Here is a 19,594-nt window from a genome sequence, read left to right on the forward strand (position 1 = left end):
CTTTGCTTTAACCTAACTTAATTATGTTTTTAATAAATTTAATTATTCAATTAACTTTCAACTATTTAACCCGTTATCTTTTTAATGAAAAATGCCCTGAGAAAACAGTTTTATCATTAAAATTAGCTTTGAACCAGTAATCATCAGAAGGCATTTCTGTTCCATTATAAAATCCGTCCCAGCCTAAATCATTTACAAAAAGCTCTTTTAACAATCTGCCATATCTGTCAAATATGGAAATTTTCGAATTCGGATATTTCTTCATACTCGAGATCTGCCAGAGATCATTATGACCATCACTATTAGGAGTGAAAAATTTAGGATAATCAATTATTGTGACTTCTTTTGAATCTTGACCACAGCCTTCTTTATCCCTCATATAAATCATATAGATTCCGCCCTGAACATCCGAAAAATAATTACTGTCCTGATAATTTATACCATCAATAGAATATTCAAAATTCCCCTCAATTGTTGGAATAATTTCAATAAAATTATTATCTGACAATTCTTTATATCTTACTCCTTTAATAGAAGGAAGTGTAGATCTTATTAATTCGAATTCAAATTTATTTTCACAATAAACACCATTTTGAGTTTTTCCAACTACTAATGTGTATTTTCCTGAGTTTGCTAAATCTGCTTCACTGGTATTTGAAACAACATTACCATCTTCAAATTTCCAGCTGTAATTATCCAAATTGTTCTCAACTTTTACATGCAATGACGCTTCTAAATTGCAAAGAAAATATGTTTTTTCAACCTTTACTATCGGTAATTCATTGACTAATAAATCAAAACTTGTTTCAGAATTGCAAAGGCCGTTTGTTTGGTCTTCTACTTTTACTTTTATGGTCTGCGATTTTGGCTGAGTATTTCGAAATAAAGCAGGAAACGGATTTGACAATTGGTTTCCGTTATCATCAAAATACATCACCTTAAGTCCAGATTGATTTCCTATAATCTCGGTTTCTATATTAGACATGTCAAAAGTTGCAAAACCATTTCCTTCGTCACAGGCATATTTATTTGAAGGTTTGTTGATTTGAGGCTGTGAAACTGTTTTTAAGACCAGCGTAGTTTCTGCGTAGCAATTGGTCAAACTATTTGTTACTCTAACTGTTATTGTTTCTTTATTTTTAATTGAATTTTTAAATGGATTAGACAAACCAACCAATTGATTTCCCATTGCGTCAAAATAAGAAACTTTCATTCCTTGCTGATTTCCTACAACAATAGATTCGACATTTGAAGTGTCAAAATACTCTGAAATTCCATCATTATTATCATCACATCCTAGCAGTTCTGGCAACGGATTTGCCCCAGGTAACGGATTTACGATTAATTTAAAAGCTGATTCATTATAACAATTTGTATTGGTATTAATGACTCTTACTTTTATTATTTCCTCTTTGGAAATCAAATTCGTAATTGCATTTATCGGATCTACTATTTTCTGACCGTTTTGATGATAAAATTCAACTTTTAAATGGGTTGAAGTACCTATAATTATATCTTCTATTGGTTTTAAATTAAATTGAGCAAACCCATCTGTATCATTATCACATGCATTTAAATCAGTTATAGGAGATATATTTGGCCATGTATTTACAATTAAGTCAAAAGTTGTTTCAGAATAACAACAAAGATTATCTTCATGACTTACTCTAACTGTTATCGTTTCTCGGTCTTTAACCGTATTTGTAAACGGGTTTGGCAAAGTCTCATATTTGTTTCCTTTACTATCTGTGAAAGTAACTTTTTTTTCTGTTTGTCCTCCTAAGACCTGCTGAGTAACTGTTGAAGTATCAAAAGAAGTCGAAAATCCTGTGTTTAAATTATCTTCACAAGCATAAATATTATTAATTCCATATGCTTTTGGTGGCTCTTTTACATCAATTGTTTCTTTTAATGTTTCTATGTTCCCATCTTTCGCAGTAACTACTGCAGTAACAGTATAAATGCCATCTATTGAAAAATCATGAAAAGGGGATAAATCTGTAGAAGTATTTGTTGCTCCTGAACTTGGATCCCCAAAATTCCATGCAATTGAAGCAATTTTCGTCTGATCGCTAACGCTAAATTCCTTCAAAAATTCAGAACAAATATTCGAAACGTTCATTTCAAAAGCATTATTCCTAACTTGGTTTACATTTCCTGTTACGTTGATATAAAAATTAGCTTGTGGTTTTCCAAAATCAGCAGTTGAAACATACCCATTTCCAAGATCAGGATATCCAGCTAGAGCCGTACACCCTCGTTGCCATGACACATCATTACTTTGTGTTGTACCCGCTATAAAAGCAACTCCGTCTCCGTAAACAATTCCTTTATGAACTTCTACCAAAATTTTTTTTACACCAGCTGGAATTTTGATGGGTCTATCAAAATCTACCTGAACAATTTGAGAATTCTCGTCGATACTGGGTCTAAGTTGATGGTATTGGCTGCTTCCTATTAATTTTTTTTCAGAAAAAGAACAAGGAAAATTATCGTCTATCTCATAGATATTAAAACTAATTTCGGGCAACCAACCGGTTTTATTAATTCCAACCTGCCCTGAGTTAATTATAAATTCTTCATTGTTTGATATACCAAAGTCTTTTAATGTAAAAGCTCTTGCCCAATAAATATATGACGCTGTACACGAATGTATGCCAGTATCTATTAATTCTTCATTCAGGTTATGTGATAATCTGGTGATTGGCCCTAAACTCTTTGTATCAAACACTTCACCTGTAACATTGATATAAAAATTTGCATTTGGAACAGGAATAGTCAAATCAGTGGTACGAGAAAAAGGAAGCGTTTTATCACAACCTAAATACCAAGAATCTCCATTATCTTGCACTGTACCTGCTACAAAAACTTCTGCTGATGTATAATTAGTATAATCTTTTCCCTTACCCACGGTTACCAAAATTCTTTCAACTCCAGCGGGAACAATAATTGGCTCATCAAAATCTATTTGCATTATTTCTGGATTACCATGAATATCTTTTGTTGGTTTAAGACCCCGAGATCCAAGTAATGGTTTTGAAAAATAGGTTTTAAAAAGATCCGGAAATCTGTCGTCAACAATGTAAACCGAAAAAGACAAATTTGCACCAGCATCTGATTTAGCAATTCCAATCTGTCCTGATTTAATAATAAATTGTTCATTTGGTTTTATACCAAAGTCTGATAACTTAAATACTCTTGACCAGCTTTCATCATCTTGGCAAGAATACATATCAGTCTTAACAAGTGTTGTGCCCACATTATTGGTCAATGTTATTTGCGCATTTGTGTATTGAAAAAACAGAAAACACAAAAACGAAATTGCTGTGTTAAATTTATTTTTTTGGAAGATTGTCATTCTCATTATTAAGTAGTCTTGGGCCTTTCTTTTAAAATTTAGGTTTGATAATTTAAGTTCAAATATAAGAATCAAATGATATAAATTTGGTCGGAAAAATATTTCTTTAAAAACTAAATAATCTTTTAAACAAAATACCTCGAAAGCAATAAACTTTCGAGGTATTTAGAGAATTACTAAACTAATTAACAGATTCTAAAACTATTTTTTAACTGAGAATTTAAAAGTAGTTTTAGTTTTATAATTTTCTCCCGGGTTTAAAACCGTTGTTGGAAAATTTTTCTGGTTTGGAGAATCCGGATAATGTTCTGTTTCTAAACAAAGTCCTGTTCTATGTGCAAAAGTTCCTCCGTTTGGCATTGGCAAAGTTCCATCAAGGAAGTTTCCAGAATAGAACTGAATTCCAGGTTCGTCTGTTGTCATTTCCATAACTCTTCCACTTGCTGCGTGGTATACTTTTGCAATGATTGTTTTTCCTTTTTCAGAATTGTTCAACACCCAGCAGTGATCGTAACCTTTTCCTTTTTCTAATTGGTCATTTTTTGTATTGATGTCTTTTCCAATTAATTTTGGAGTTCTGAAATCGAAAGGTGTATTGGCAACATCTTCTAATTTTCCTGTCGGAATCAAATCTGCATCAACTGGAACTAATTTGTCTGCATTTAAAGTCAATTCGTGATCTAAAATGGTTTTGCTAAAATCTCCAGATAAATTGAAATATGTATGTTGTGTCAAGTTAACAACCGTTTTTTTGTCTGTTGTAGCTTCATACAAAACCTCTAACTGATTATCTTTTGTCAATGTATAAGTCACAAAAACTTTCAAGTTTCCCGGGTAACCTTCTTCCATATCTTTACTTAAGTAAGATAATTTTAAAGAAGCTGTTTCACCAGATTTAACCTCATCTGCTTTCCAAACTACGTTAAAAAATCCTTGCGGGCCGCCGTGTAAAGCATTTGGCGCATTGTTGATTGCCAATTGATATTCTTTTCCGTCTAGAGTAAATTTGCCTTTAGCAATACGGTTTCCAAATCTTCCGATTAAAGCGCCAAAAAATGGATTTTCTTTTTCGTATTGCGCCAAAGAACTAAATCCGATTACCACATTTTCTGAAACACCAGCTTTATTTGGCACTTTCAAATCTGTAATTCTTCCTCCAAAAGTGATGATGTCAACTTCCATCCCATTTTGGTTTTTCAGTTTATAGCTTTCAACTTTTTCGCCTTTGACAGTAGTTCCGTATTCCGATTTTTCGATTGTAACTTGTGCTTTTTTATCTGAAGAAACTGTAGTATTATCCATTTTTTTATCGCTTTTGCATTGAACTGTAACTATAGCAATACCGAGCATGCTTAGTATGAAAAGGGAACGTTTTAATACATTCATAAATGATAGTTTTTGGTTTGTAAAAAGTTAAATGTTAGATGTAAAATGTTAGACGTGAAATTTAATCATTTTAAAAATGTAAAAATTACCTTTTTAAGTTTTTTCACATTTTATAACTTACAAATTACATTTTACTGCTTTATAGGCCGTGCTGAAACAAATGATAATATGCTTCGTTAGCATTAATTTTATCTTTAAAATCTCTTACTGTTGTTTTTTCGTCAATAACTAACAGCTCAATTCCAGCGATATCGGCAAAATCTTCCATATATTCTGTTGTAATAGATTGACTGTAAACTGTATGATGCGCTCCACCAGCTAAAATCCAAGCTGTCGCTGCAACTTCTAAATTTGGTTTACAATCCCAAAGAACACGTGCAACTGGTAATTTCGGTAATTCTGCCATTGGTTTTACAGCTTCCACTTCGTTCACAATTAAACGGAAACGAGTTCCCATATCAACCAAAGAAACATTGATTGCGTCACCTGCAGGCGAATTAAATACCAAACGAGCTGGATCTTCTTTTCCACCAATTCCTAATGGATGCACTTCGCAAGAAGGTTTTCCGTCAGCAATAGATGGACAGATTTCCAACATGTGAGATCCTAAAACATATGATTTTTGAGGCGTGAAATGATAAGTGTAATCTTCCATGAAAGAAGTTCCGCCTTCAAGACCAATACACATTACTTTTAAAGCTCTCACCATTGCAGCGGTTTTCCAGTCTCCTTCTCCACCAAAACCATAACCATCGGCCATTAATCTTTGTGTTGCGATTCCTGGTAATTGTTTCCAAACTCCAAGATTTTCAAATGTATCTGTGAAAGCGCCAAATCCTCCTTCTTCAAGGAAAGCTCTTAATCCTAATTCGATTTTTGCTGCTTCAACTAATGAACTTCTTTGTGCTCCGCCTTCTTTTAAAGAATCGGTTAAGTTATAAGAAGACTCATAAACTGCCAATAAATCAGCCAATTGCTTATCTGTTACTTTCTCGATATGCTTTGTAACGTCTGAAGAATCATATCCATTTACAGACATTCCGAAACGAATTTGTGCCTCAACTTTATCACCTTCGGTAACGGCAACTTCACGCATATTATCTCCAATACGAGCTACTTTTAGGTTTTGAAGTTCATCCCAACCAAGCACAACTCTTGACCAGATTCCTAATTGTTTTTGAACTCTTTGATCTTCCCAATGTCCGACTACAACTTTACGTTTTTTGCGTAATCTAGACATGATGAAACCAAATTCACGATCTCCGTGAGCCGATTGGTTTAAATTCATAAAATCCATGTCGATAGATCCCCACGGAATTTCAGCGTTATATTGTGTATGCAAATGACATAATGGTTTTTTAAGGATATTTAATCCGCCGATCCACATTTTTGCTGGAGAGAAAGTATGCATCCAAGCAATAATTCCGATACAGTTTTTAGCAGAGTTTGCTGCCAAACAAACCTCTAAGATTTGTGATGGTGATTTCACAACATCTTTGTAAACCACTTTTACTGGAATTGAAGATGAAGCATCTAATCCTTTTGCAATAATCTGTGAATGTTCTGCTACTTTTCTAAGCGTTTCTTCACCGTATAATTCCTGGCTTCCTACTACAAACCATACTTCTTTTTGAGATATATCTATCATTGTTTTGTTTATTTTGTTTCAAGTTTCAGGTTTCAGGTTGTTGGAATCTGAAAAGCTTGAATTGTTATTTTATTGTTTTGTTTTTGTTTGTTTCAAGTTTCAGGTTTCACGTTCCAACAACTTGAAACTTGAAACAAAGAAAACCTGAAACAAAATCCTTACTGTCCGTAATACGAATCTTTTCCGTGTTTGCGGTTATAATGTTTCTTTATTAACGAATCTTTTAATCTTGGTGCGTTTGGGTTGATTTGTAAAGTCAGGTACGCCATTTCTGCCACAACTTCTAGAACTTTACTGTTGTAAACCGCTTTCGCAGCATTTTTCCCCCACGCAAACGGACCGTGATTTCCTATCAAAATCATTTCTACTTCTTCGTATGAAAGATTTTTTTCTTTGAAGCAATCCAGAATCTGAATTCCGGTATTGTGCTCGTAGTTTCCTTCGATAAGCGAATCTGCCATTGGCGGTGCGCACGGAATATCAGCTGTTAAATGATCGGCATGCGTTGTTCCGAAAATCGGAATATCCTGCTGAGATTGTGCCCAAGCAACTGAATACGTTGCGTGTGTATGTGCAACGCCACCAATATTTGGCCAATTTTTGTATAAATAAGCATGCGTTTTTGTGTCAGATGACGGACGCATCGTTCCTTCAATAACGTTATTATCAAAATCGACAATTACCATATCTTCCGGTTTTAAATCTTCGTAAGGAACCCCGCTTGGTTTAATGGCAAAAACACCTTTTTCCCTGTCTACGGCACTTACATTTCCAAAAGTATAGACAACCAAATTCAATGCATTTAACTGCATATTGGCGTCGTAACATTCTTGTTTTAAATCTTTATAAAGAGAGCTCATGTTGCGATATTTTAAGGTTTGGATCTGCAAAAGCGCTTAGTTTTTCATAACCTAAAAGAAGTTTATGATACGCTTCTACTTGGTCTGTCTGAGGGAAATATTCACCATCAAAATCGCTTCCGATTTTCTGGCTTGCTTCGATTACGTTTGGATAAATTCCTGCTGCAACCGCTGCGTAAATTGCTGCTCCTAAAGCTGGAGTCTGGTCTGAAGCTGCAATTTTAATTGGCTTGTTTAAAACATTAGCCAAAGTCTGCATGATAAAAGGAGATTTACGGGCAACACCACCAATTCCGATTACGCTGTCGATTTTTACACCTTCTTCTTCAAAACGGTCTACAATTTTCTTTGCTCCAAAACAGATTGCGTTTACTAAAGCTTTAAAAATATGAGGCGCTTTTGTTCCTAATGATAAATTTGAAATTGCGCTTTTTAATTCTTGATTGGCATCTGGCGTTCTTCTTCCGTTAATCCAGTCTAAAGCAATTGGGAGACTTTCTGAAACTGGAATTTTTTCTGCTTCTTTAGTCAATTCTACAATTAATTTATCGCTGAATTCTTCTCTTAATTGTTCTTTTTGAACATCATTTAAAAGAGACGAAGTTCCTAATAAATGTTCTGTCGGCCACATTAATAATTCTTTGTACCAAGCCAATAAATCGCCAAAAGCTGATTGTCCTGCTTCCAAACCAATAAATCCTGGAATCACAGATCCATCAACTTGTCCGCAGATTCCGCGAACGGTTTTTGTTCCCACTTCATCATAAGAACCAACTAGAATATCACAAGTTGAAGTTCCCATAACGCGAACCAAAGTATTCTCTTCGATTTTAGCACCAACAGCTCCAGAATGCGCGTCGAAAGTTCCAACAGCCACAACAGTATCTGTAGAAAGTCCTAAACGATCTGCCCATTCTTGGCTTAAATTTCCGGCAACTAAATCTGATGTATAAGTTTCATCATATAAATTACCGCGAAGTTGCGCTAAATATGGATGCAGTTTTTCTAAGAATTCAACTGGCGGTAATCCATTCCAGTCTGTATGCCACATCGCTTTGTGTCCCGCAGCGCAACGGCTTCTTTTGAATGTTTTTAAATCTTTATCTTCAATTAACAAATACGTCATTAAATCGCAGTGCTCCATCCAAGTGTGTGCTACATTTCTAACCGCTTCGTCTTGTCTTGCGATATGAAGAATTTTTGCCCAAAACCATTCAGAAGAATAAATTCCTCCCACATATTTCGTAACATCTTCTCCGCCCCAGCTTACTGCCAGTTCGTTAATTTCGTTTGCTTCATTTATAGACGTATGATCTTTCCATAAAACCATCATGGCATTTGGATTTTCTTCAAAACCTTTTGTCAATGCTAATGGCGTTCCATCTTTTGTAACCGGAACTGGAGAAGATCCTGTTGTATCAATACAGATTCCGCGAACTAATGACGGATCCACTTTACTTTCTTTAACTACATTTTGAATTGTAATTTCTAATCCCTCGATATGATCCAAAGGATGCTGGCGAAATTGGTTTATAGAAGCGTCACAATATTGCTTGTTTTTCCATCTTTTGTAATGAGAAACATTCGATGCCAGCTCCTGTCCATTCTCAGTATCAATTAGCACCGCGCGAACAGAATCTGTTCCGTAGTCCAATCCTATTACATAATTTTTCATTCGTATTTTATTTTAAAATATTGACAAATATAGAGATAAATATTTTATAAGTGTATAAAAAACACTTAACTAAAATTGCATAATTAATTTTTACTAAAAATGCATTAAAACAGCATTTTAGCCCTTAATTAAAAAATAAATGTTAATAACACATTTATAATATTGCGATTATTTCATTCTAAAACAAAAATTATTTATTTTAAAAATTGCATTTTGCTTGCTTAAGCTATAAAATCCGCTCTTTTGTAGAACGGATTTTAAGTTTTTTTCTATTATTTCCCTTCTAAAACCAACACGGAGTAAGGAGGTAATGTTATTTCTAACTTTCCTTTTTTGTTTTCAAAACCTTTAAAAGCAACAGGAACAATTTTGTTTGGATTTTCGAAAGAGTTATAATCCTGAAGTTTTGAAGCAGTAATTATGCTTCCTGAAAAACCTTTCACACCAAGATCTTTTATATCAATTTCTATTTTGTTTTTATTTACTGGATCAATATTTACCAACGAAATGTGAACAGAACCGTTCTGATCTTTTGAAGCAGAAGCCGATACTGATGGAATACTCTGATCTTCAAAAACATATGTAGGTGATTTAAAATCTATTGGCAATAATTTTGCATCCTGATGCACGCTGTACATTTTCATGACATGATAAGTCGGCGTCGTAATCATTTTTGCTTTATCGGTTAAGATTACAGCCTGAAGCACATTAACACATTGTGCTAAATTTGCCATACGAACACGATCTGCGTGGTTATTGAAAATATTTAAAGTTGCTCCAGCCAAAACCGCATCTCTCATTGTATTCTGCTGATATAAAAATCCTGGATTTGTTCCTTTCTGAACTTCATACCAACCGCCCCATTCGTCTACAATCATAGCCACTTTTTTCTCCGGATCATATTTATCCATAACAGCAGCATGTTTTGTCACTAATTCTTCCATTTTTAAAGCAGACTGCATGGTTAAGAAATACTCTTTTTCGGTAAAATCAACATCAGCACCTTTTTTGTCCCAATTGATTACAGCATAATGATGAACACCAACACCGCTAAGCATATTTAACGGAATGTTTTTCATTAAAACTTCAGTCCAGTTGTAATCAGAACTGTTTGCTCCAGAAGCAATTCTTGTAATTCCACCTGTATTTCCCCAATCAGACATAAAAGTGGCAAACTTTTTATATTCGTTTGCATAATAGTCTGCCGTCATATTTCCTCCGCAGCCCCAAGCTTCATTACCAATTCCCCAGTATTTTACTTTCCATGGCTCAGTTCTTCCGTTTTTCTTTCGCAGGTCACTCATAGGGCTTTTACCTCCAAAATTGGTGTACTGCACCCAGTCTGCCAACTCCTGAACGGTTCCGCTTCCAACATTTCCAGACAAATAAGGTTCTGCCCCTAGCAATTCGCACATATTTAAAAAATCGTGCGTTCCAAAACTATTGTCTTCTGTTACTCCTCCCCACCATTGGTTTACAATTGTTGGACGCTGTTCTTTCGGACCAATTCCGTCTTTCCAATGGTATGTATCAGCAAAACATCCGCCTGGCCATCTTAAATTTGGGATCTTTAAATCTTTTAATGCTTTTACAATATCATTTCGAACTCCGTTGGTATTTGGAATTTTAGAAGTATCTCCAACAAAAAATCCGCCGTAAATACAACGTCCAAGATGTTCTGCAAAATGACCGTAAATATTTCTATTTATCGTCGGTGCTGAAGCATCATTTTTCACTGAAATGATTATGGATTCTTTCTGTGCAGATATGTTTTGAATGCAGAGCACTGTAAAAAATATCAGTAGTAACTTTTTCATGGTTTTTAGATTTTTGGTTTTTAGAAAATTAGATATCTCCTTTTTTCTACATTGTGGTTTTATTATAAGTGTTTGTTTAACATTTGTAAATTTAAATAAAAAAAAGCCAGATAAAAAATAAAAACATTAAAACAACTGGTTGCAAAAAATGGATTTCGCAATTAGACCTTAAAAATCAATAGAAAACAAGATTTCTTTAGATTATGAAAACGTAAAAACCAAAAAAAATCGACAAAAAACCTTTTAACAGTGGTATTCGTAACAAAATTTGAAAAATTTTAATTCTTAAACACGAAATAATAATCCCTAGATTAATTCTCTTTTAAAAATGTTTCTACCTTTGACTTTGTAATTTTGATATAAAACTGAGGACGAAATACCGAAAAACTCCTTTATTGCGATCTTATTAAAATTGATTGTTAGAATTCTTTTTTATTACAGTTCAATATTAAGTGTAAAATTGACATTAATAATTTATGATACGTTTTAGGAAGTTTATATATTTACCCATCCAAATTAATTATATATGCTAAACAGTTATAGTTCTGCTGATAAAGTTTTACTGGCGGTAGACTGCATCATTTTCGGATTTGACAATGATGGTCTGAAAATCCTTTTGATTCAAAGAGATTTTGAACCTGAAAAAGGAAAATGGTCCTTGATCGGAGGATTTCTAAAACGTGATGAAGTTTTAGACGCTGCCGCAACTAGAATATTAAATACGTATACAGGTTTGAACGATATTTATATGGAGCAGTTGCATGCTTACAGCGAAATCGATCGTGACCCTGTAGAAAGAACCATTTCGGTTTCTTATTTTGCTTTGATAAATATCGAAAACCACAACGCTGAATTGATAAAAAACTACCACGCTGAATGGTTCCCGATTAACGATGCGCCAAACTTGATTTTTGACCACAACGAAATGGTTCAAAATGCTATCAAGAGACTTCGTTACAAAACTTCGGTAAAACCAATTGGTTTTGAATTGCTTCCTGAAAAATTCACCATGCGTCAGCTTTTAGAATTATATGAAGCTATTTTGAGCAAAGAATTGGACAAAAGAAATTTTATTAGCAAAATAAACTCTCTTGAAATTCTAAATAAATTAGACGAAAAAGACATGCAGTCCTCTAGAAAAGGTTCTTACTTATATACCTTTAATAAGGAGAAATACGAAGAAAAACTGCAGAACAACTTTGCACTCAATTTGTAATTTTATCCTATTATAAAGAATTCCTCAATATAAGAGCAGATTTGTTTTCAATCTGCTCTTTTATTCCTTGCAGAACCATATCGGCTAGAATTTTTCCCATTAATTCAAAATTGGTCGAAATTGTCGTAATTCCGTTTGCTGCAATTTTCTTCAATGGCGTTTCATTGTATGATATTATTCCGAAATCTTCTCCTAATTTTAAATTTCTGCTCATCGCATTTTCTATCACCAAAAGCAGGTCACGGTCATGAGGAATAATATACAAGTCTCCAAAAGCAATAGATTGATTGCTGAAATCTGAAATAATCTCATAATCAAAACTATAGGCTTGGCAAAACGATTCAAATCCTAATTTCATTCCTGGAGGCTCCCTAAAACCAGGGAAAATTAAAATCAGTTTCTTGTATTTTGACAATCGGGACTTGCCTTTCATTAAGCCTTCATAAATATCTTTTTGATGGTTTTGGTAAATCGCTGGGAACATTTTTAACTCAGAATTAGTCTGATCCAATATAATTACATCGCTTACTGGTAGGGTTTTTATCGAGTCCGTAACATCGCTTAAGTTTGTTGGCATAATAATATACCTAGTATAATTTCCATTACTATCATTTATGAGTTTTTTGAAAACCTGAACATTAAAATGATGAAAGAAAATATCGACCTGAACATTTTTTCCGATGTTTTTTAAAAACGAATTATAAATATCTTCTTTGAAAATATTCAATTCGTCAAAAAGCAGAAAAATCTTCTGAGTGATAGTGATTTCAACACTTTTCACATAATAGCCTTTGCCAGGAATAGCATAAATAATTCCTCTTTTCTTCAATTCATCATAGGCCAATAAGACTGTATCTCGAGATAAAGAAAAAGCCAAACAGACTTTATTTACAGATGGAAGCCTGTCTCCTTTAATTAAATTCCCTTCTTCAATCGCCTTTTCGATTGAAAGAATAATCTGCTTATATTTTGGCAGACCAATATTATTTTGAATTGAAATCATGTTCATGATAAAGTCATTTTGACTATAATGATTAAAAACTGGTAGGTACTGGTATGCAAATATAGAAAATATTTTTACTTTTGGATTTCATTTTTGGCAAAAATTACATGGAAATAAAACACATATCGCATTTAAAAGATATTCACAATTGCAAATTGTTTGGTTTAATGCCCAATAAGGAAGAAATTTATTCTTTTGATCTGGTTAACAAAAACGGAATGAAAGTTCAAATTATCAATTATGGAGCAACTGTAACTTCTATACAAATTCCGGTGGACGGAAAATTAACAGATGTTGTATTAGGGTTTGATAATTTAGAATCGTATTTAGAATCATATAATTTACCAAGTGCTCCCTATTTTGGAACTACCGTTGGACGTTATGCTGGACGCATTCACAATGCCTCTTTCAGTCTTAATGGCACAAAATTTCAGCTTGGCGGAAACAATAACGGCAATACACTTCATGGCGGAGAAATGGGATTTGGAAGAAAAACTTGGAGTATAACTGATGCAAAAACTGGAGAAAATCCGTCAATTACTTTTGGGCTTATGAGCGCACATTTAGACGAAAATTTTCCTGGCGAAATGACTGTTTATTTAACCTATACTTTGACTGAAGAAAATGAATTAAAATTAGAATATAAGGCAACTTCAACTGAAGATACAGTTATCAACCTGACGCATCACAGTTATTTTAACCTTGACGGACATGATGGAAATGTTTTAGAACAGCAGATGTTTATCAAATCGGCTAAAATGCTGGAAACAAATCCAGATAATATTCCAACAGGAAATTACACCGATTTGACGAATCATGATTTTGATTTTAGAACTCCTAAAAACTGTCCGTTTCCAATTGACAATTCTTTTGTGGTAAATTCTAAAACTGAAATCGTAGCGCAATTAATCAGTTTAAAAAACAAACTGAGAATGAATGTTTATACCGATCAGCCAAGTGTACATATATATGTGGGCGGAAGTTGCGGAAAATTAAAAGGGAAAGGAAATGTTGATTACAACGCTCAAAGCGGAATTTGTTTTGAAACACAGAATTTTCCAGATGCGCCAAATCACGAACATTTTCCAAATGCTGTTCTAAAAAAAGGAGAAGAATATTCTCAAAAAACGCTTTACAAATTTGAAACTTTAAACTAACTATTTATACAATACTACAATTACACCACTATAATGAATGATATTTTAATACAAAATACCGTTGCTTTTTTTGAGAAATCTTTTGGTTCTTCTCCTCAAAAAACGGTACTTTCTCCAGGTAGAATTAACATTATCGGAGAACATATTGACTACAATGACGGTTATGTTTTACCTGCGGCAATTGACAAAGTGATTTGCTTTGCTTTTGCAAAAAACAACACTAAAACTTCTAAAGTAATTGCTATTGATTTAAACGAAGAATTTGAAATCGATTTGACTCACGAAGTAAAACTGAGTGATGTCGTTTGGACGAATTATATTCGAGGTGTAATCAAACAATTGCAAGACAACGGATTTTCGTTTGATGGTTTTAACTGTGTTTTCAGCAGTAATATTCCGGTTGGTTCTGGATTGTCTTCTTCTGCGGCTTTAGAATGCGGAATGCTTTTCGGAATCAAATCTCTTTTCGATTTAAAAATTGAGAAAAAAGACATTTCATTATTAGGACAAAAAGCAGAACATTGGGTTGGTATTAACTGCGGCATTATGGATCAGTTTTCTAGTGTTCACGGTCTAGAAAATAAAGTAATTCAATTAGACTGCAATACTTTAGAATTTGAATATCACAATGCCGATTTCAAAGATTATTCTCTGATTTTATTTGATTCTAATGTAAAACATTCGCTTTTTACATCAGAATACAATACAAGAAGAATTGAATGCGAAGAAGGATTATCCATCATAAAAAGCCATTTTCCAGAAGTAAAAACTTTTAGAAACGCTACAGAAGAACAGGTTTTGAGCCTTAAAGATAAAATGACTGAAAAAGTTTTTGCCAGAGTTCATTTTGTTGTCAAAGAAATCAATCGTGTTATAAAAGCTTGCGAAGCTTTAGATCAAGGAAATATTGAACTTTTAGGAGAATTACTTTTTGAAACTCATTACGGATTATCGCAAGAATATGAAGTAAGCTGCGAAGAATTAGACATGCTTGTTGATACCGCAAAAGAAGATGATGCCATTATTGGTTCTCGACTTATGGGAGGTGGTTTTGGCGGCTGTACCATCAATTTAGTTAAAAAAGGGCATGAAAATGAGGTTAAGCGTAAGTTTTCGAAGCTTTATTTAGATACATTTGGAATTGAATTAAAATTCTATGATGTAAAAATCTCAAACGGAACAACGCTACTTTAAAAACCACAACACAGTACAATGAAAAATTTTGACATTAACGAAGATCCGCACAGACGCTTCAATCCATTAATTAACGAATGGGTTTTAGTTTCACCTCATCGTGCAAAACGCCCTTGGCAGGGACAGAATGAAACCATTTCTACAGAAGAACTTCCAAAATACGACCCAACTTGTTATTTGTGTCCAGGAAATGTTCGTGCCAACGGAGTGAATAATCCTCAATATGAAAGCAGTTTTGTTTTCGAAAATGATTTTGCGGCAATGAAACAGGATGAAATCATTTTTGAAGATGATATTAAACATACTTTTTTTAAGGCAAAACCAGAACAAGGAATTTCGAGAGTAGTTTGCTTTTCGCCAAGGCACGATCTTACTCTTCCAGAAATGGAAATTGCAGATATTGAAAACATCATCAAAACTTGGCAGAAAGAATATACCGACTTAGGAAACATCAAATACATCAATCACGTTCAGATTTTTGAAAACAAAGGAAGCGTAATGGGCTGTAGTAATCCGCACCCGCACGGGCAAATTTGGGCGCAGTCTTCATTGCCGACTCAGGTTGAAAAAACGCAAAATAGCTTAAAATCATATTACGATAAAAACGACAGAACATTATTGGAAGATTATGTAAAAGCTGAATTGAAAGCTGGCGAACGTATTGTAATTGAAAATGATCATTTTGTTGCGCTGGTTCCGTTCTGGGCAATCTGGCCGTACGAAACAATGATTGTAAGCAAAAGAGCCGTAAACAAAATCACTAATTTTACTGCTGAAGAAAGCACTGCTTTCGCGAAAATCTTAAAACAATTAACTACGAAGTACGACAATTTATTCAATACTTCATTTCCATACTCTTCAGGAATTCACCAATCGCCAACAGATGGTTTACTGCATCCAGAATGGCATTTCCACATGCATTTTTATCCGCCGTTGCTAAGATCGGCAACTGTAAAAAAGTTTATGGTTGGATACGAAATGCTGGGCGAATCACAAAGAGACATTACACCTGAAAAAAGTGCCGAAATTTTAAGACAGCTTTCAGATGTACATTATAAAAGTCTGGTAAAAGCTTAATGGGCTAATGTTACTCTAAAACAAAAACTAAAAATTTAACACAATTCTTAGTAAATAAATGTAAAAAACACATTTACTAATAGTTGATTTCTAATTTTTTGTTTTACATTTGGCTCCTGCTTTTATTTTCGCAAAAAAATAACAGAAATAAAACACATCTTGCATTTTTAACAAGATTTAACAACATAAAAACTGATTTAAAACCAAATAAACAAACAACCCTATAATAATTATTTAAAATACTACTAACAATGAACCAAAACCTCGCTTTCGCAGACTATGCGGTTTTTATTATTTATTTTATCGTAGTTTCTGTCTACGGTTACACCGTTTACCGCAAACGTAAACAGGACGAACATGATGCTAAAGCTTATTTTTTGGCTGAAGGAAATTTAACTTGGTGGGCAATTGGAGCTTCTCTTATTGCTTCTAATATCTCTGCAGAGCAATTCATCGGAATGAGTGGTGAAGGTTTCTTCTTAGGAATCGCTGTTGCTGCTTACGAATGGCTTGCTGCTGTTGCCCTTATTATCGTGGCTGTATGGTTTATTCCTGTTTATCTTAAAAACAAGATTTACACGATGCCACAATTCTTAAAAACACGTTACAACGAATCTACTGCGCTTATCATGGCAGTATTCTGGCTGTTTTTATATGTTTTTGTAAATCTTACTTCTATTTTATACTTAGGAGCGGTTGCCATTAACAAACTTGCTGGCGGAGAATATCTTCACGTAATCATGCTTGGATTGGCTATTTTTGCTTTGTTTATTTCTCTTGGAGGAATGAAGGTTGTAGCTTATACAGACGTTATTCAGGTAGCTGTATTAATTATCGGAGGTTTGGTAACTTCTTATATTGCCTTAACAACAGTTGCAGAAGCTTTTGGTGTTGGCCAAAACGCAATTGCCGGTTTCAAAGTTTTAATGCAGCAGGCTCCAGAACATTTCAAAATGATTATTCCGAAACCAACTGCGACGTCTTCCCAGCTTGAAATTGATAAATATTTAACTTTCCCAGGATTATTATCTTATGCTGCTGGTATCTGGATTATCAACTTAAACTACTGGGGATGTAACCAATACATTACACAAAGAGCACTTGGAGCAGATTTACAAACGGCTCGTACAGGTATTTTATTTGCTGGTATGTTGAAATTATTAATGCCACTTATCGTGATGTTACCTGGTATTGCTGCTTACGTTTTATACACAAGCGGACATTTACCTCAATTAGAGGGAGGAGTAAAAGATGAGGCATATTCTGCTATATTAACGTTCCTTCCAACTGGATTAAAAGGTCTTTCTGTTGCGGCTCTTACTGCTGCAATCGTAGCATCTTTAGCAGGAAAAGTAAACAGTATTTCTACAATCTATACATTAGACGTTCATAAAAAATACATTCAAAAAGATGCTGGTGAAAAGCAACAGGTAAACATTGGTAGACTTGCCGTTTTTGTTGCCATGCTTTTAGCAGTTTTATTTACATGGAATGACGTTTTAGGAATCGGAGGAGTTGGCGGATTTACATACATCCAAAAATACACAGGATTCATTAGCCCTGGAGTTTTTGCGATGTTCTTCTTAGGTATGTTCTGGAAAAGAACTACAGGAACAGCAGCAATCGTGGGTGTAATCTTAGGATTTTTATTATCTGTTTTATTCAACGAATACGCTCCTGCTTTATTTGGAAACGACACACTTTTATACACGGCTTATAATAATGGAAAAGGAGCTTTCGAAATTCCGTTCCACATTTGTATGGGATTATCATTCTTATTCACAATGATTGCAATGATTCTTATAAGTTTTGCTGGTCCAAAAGTAAACCCTAAAGCATTTGAAATTGATTCTGAAATGTTTAAAGTAAAACCGCAGACAACAGTCTTAATCGTTATTACATTATTGATTATTGCTGCGCTTTATGTTAAGTTCTGGTAATAAATTATCAGTTCTATTCTCTCTATTTTTACAGCTGTTGTTTGTCATGAACAACAGCTGTAAATTTTTAAAGTATATTCATTGAATAAAAAATATAGCCACAGATTAAAATGATTAAAAAGATTAAAATTTTTGTGAGAGTAAAATATTGCCACAAATTGCACTAATTTTCACTAATTTATTTTTCATAGCTATTTTAAAATTGGTGCAATTCGTGTAATTGCTTCGCCTATTCGCTATCGCTTGAGTCGTGGCAAAAAAAAAACACAATGAAGAGAAAAAAGAATCATTTTAATCTCTTTATCCCGATAGCTATCGGGAGTGGCAAAAAACAAACTGAATTTCAAATTATAATACATAAATACCATGCAGTTATCATTAACCAAAAAAATCATTATCGTTACGGGAGGCGCAAAAGGAATCGGTTTAGGAATCGTTAAGGTTTTAGCCGAAGAAAATGCGATTCCGTTTATTGTTGGACGTAACGAAAATGATAATATCAAAGCCGTAGAAGAATTAAAAGCCATTGGAAAAGAAGCGCACCAAGTTGTCGCCGATTTGACAAAACCTGAAGACTGCAAAAAAGCTGTTGAAGCCGTAATCGCAAAATTTGGAAGAATTGACGGATTGGTAAACAATGCCGGCGTTAATGACGGTGTTGGATTAGAAAACGGAAATTATGAAGATTTCGCCGCTTCACTTCACAAAAATTTAGTCCATTATTATTTAATGGCACAACACGCGCTTCCATATTTAAAAGAATCTAAAGGAGCAATTGTAAACATCGGTTCTAAAACTGCCGAAACCGGGCAAGGCGGAACTTCTGCTTATGCGGCTTCAAACGGTGGAAGAAACGCTTTAACGAGAGAATGGGCTGTTGAATTATTAAAATACAGCATTCGTGTAAATGCCGTAATTGTGGCCGAATGTTACACACCACTTTACGAAACGTGGATTAATACTTTTGAAAATAAAGAAGAAAAATTAGCTGCAATTACCAAAAATATTCCGCTAGAAAACAGAATGACAACCGCTGAAGAAATCGCAAATATGGTGGTTTTCTTATTGTCTGAAAAATCAAGCCATACCACAGGACAGATTATTTATGTGGATGGAGGTTACACGCATTTAGATCGTTCTATTTAAAATATTTTTTGCCACAGATTATAAAGATTAAAATGATTCGCTTTAGTTTGTCACCCTGAGCGAAGTCGAAGGGCGTTCCAATTGGACGCGGGCTTCGACTTCGCTCAGCCAGACAAA

Annotated in this window: 13 protein-coding genes; 6 read left to right on the plus strand and 7 right to left on the minus strand. The window is 34.1% G+C overall.

Annotated elements, in window-relative coordinates:
* Window positions 1-73: 73 nt before the first annotated feature.
* The 6 genes from ABXT06_RS01720 to ABXT06_RS01745 all read right to left on the minus strand — a co-directional run bounded on the left by ABXT06_RS01720 (window position 74) and on the right by ABXT06_RS01745 (window position 10,744).
* A complete protein-coding gene (locus tag ABXT06_RS01720; protein ID WP_354589189.1) occupies window positions 74-3,259 on the minus strand; it encodes an FIDD domain-containing protein in 3,186 nt (1,061 codons plus the stop codon).
* A 300-nt stretch (window positions 3,260-3,559) separates the two neighbouring features.
* Window positions 3,560-4,744, minus strand: coding sequence for an aldose epimerase family protein (locus ABXT06_RS01725; protein WP_354589190.1), 1,185 nt, complete (start codon window positions 4,742-4,744; stop codon window positions 3,560-3,562).
* A 139-nt stretch (window positions 4,745-4,883) separates the two neighbouring features.
* Complete coding sequence (gene araA / locus ABXT06_RS01730; RefSeq protein WP_354589191.1) at window positions 4,884-6,392, minus strand: L-arabinose isomerase; 1,509 nt, start codon at window positions 6,390-6,392, stop codon at window positions 4,884-4,886.
* Window positions 6,393-6,550: 158 nt separating this feature from the next.
* Window positions 6,551-7,252 carry an L-ribulose-5-phosphate 4-epimerase gene (locus ABXT06_RS01735; protein ID WP_354589192.1) on the minus strand — a complete coding sequence of 234 codons (702 nt, stop codon included), beginning with the start codon at window positions 7,250-7,252 and terminating at the stop codon, window positions 6,551-6,553.
* The gene (locus tag ABXT06_RS01740) at window positions 7,236-8,927 is read right to left on the minus strand and encodes a ribulokinase (protein ID WP_354589193.1); all 1,692 of its coding nucleotides are present in this window, start codon (window positions 8,925-8,927) and stop codon (window positions 7,236-7,238) included. Before ABXT06_RS01740 ends, ABXT06_RS01735 begins: the two co-directional genes overlap by 17 nt.
* Window positions 8,928-9,199: 272 nt before the next feature.
* Window positions 9,200-10,744 carry an alpha-N-arabinofuranosidase gene (locus tag ABXT06_RS01745; protein ID WP_354589194.1) on the minus strand — a complete coding sequence of 515 codons (1,545 nt, stop codon included), beginning with the start codon at window positions 10,742-10,744 and terminating at the stop codon, window positions 9,200-9,202.
* A gap of 526 nt (window positions 10,745-11,270) precedes the next feature.
* Between ABXT06_RS01745 and ABXT06_RS01750 the strand changes: the two genes are divergently transcribed.
* The gene (locus ABXT06_RS01750; protein ID WP_177211433.1) at window positions 11,271-11,960 is read left to right on the plus strand and encodes an NUDIX hydrolase; all 690 of its coding nucleotides are present in this window, start codon (window positions 11,271-11,273) and stop codon (window positions 11,958-11,960) included.
* A gap of 10 nt (window positions 11,961-11,970) precedes the next feature.
* Here ABXT06_RS01750 and ABXT06_RS01755 read toward each other — a convergent pair whose 3' ends face one another.
* Window positions 11,971-12,969 (minus strand): GntR family transcriptional regulator, encoded by a 999-nt coding sequence (locus ABXT06_RS01755; protein ID WP_354589195.1) that lies wholly within the window; start codon window positions 12,967-12,969, stop codon window positions 11,971-11,973.
* A gap of 101 nt (window positions 12,970-13,070) precedes the next feature.
* Between ABXT06_RS01755 and ABXT06_RS01760 the strand changes: the two genes are divergently transcribed.
* The 5 genes from ABXT06_RS01760 (at window position 13,071) to ABXT06_RS01780 (ending at window position 19,477) form a co-directional block, all read left to right on the plus strand.
* The gene (locus tag ABXT06_RS01760) at window positions 13,071-14,120 is read left to right on the plus strand and encodes an aldose epimerase family protein (RefSeq protein ID WP_354589196.1); all 1,050 of its coding nucleotides are present in this window, start codon (window positions 13,071-13,073) and stop codon (window positions 14,118-14,120) included.
* A gap of 33 nt (window positions 14,121-14,153) precedes the next feature.
* The gene (gene galK, locus ABXT06_RS01765; RefSeq protein ID WP_354589197.1) at window positions 14,154-15,314 is read left to right on the plus strand and encodes a galactokinase; all 1,161 of its coding nucleotides are present in this window, start codon (window positions 14,154-14,156) and stop codon (window positions 15,312-15,314) included.
* 18 nt (window positions 15,315-15,332) lie between these two features.
* Window positions 15,333-16,391: a UDP-glucose--hexose-1-phosphate uridylyltransferase gene (locus ABXT06_RS01770; RefSeq protein WP_354589198.1), complete on the plus strand. Its 1,059-nt coding sequence runs from the start codon at window positions 15,333-15,335 to the stop codon at window positions 16,389-16,391.
* 251 nt (window positions 16,392-16,642) lie between these two features.
* Window positions 16,643-18,331, plus strand: a complete 1,689-nt coding sequence (locus tag ABXT06_RS01775) for a sodium/sugar symporter (protein ID WP_354589199.1) — start codon at window positions 16,643-16,645, stop codon at window positions 18,329-18,331.
* 366 nt (window positions 18,332-18,697) lie between these two features.
* Window positions 18,698-19,477, plus strand: a complete 780-nt coding sequence (locus ABXT06_RS01780) for an L-fucose dehydrogenase (RefSeq protein ID WP_354589200.1) — start codon at window positions 18,698-18,700, stop codon at window positions 19,475-19,477.
* Window positions 19,478-19,594 lie beyond the last annotated feature (117 nt).

Origin of the sequence: Flavobacterium sp. UW10123, assembly GCF_040538975.1 — a bacterium.
GTDB lineage: Bacteria > Bacteroidota > Bacteroidia > Flavobacteriales > Flavobacteriaceae > Flavobacterium.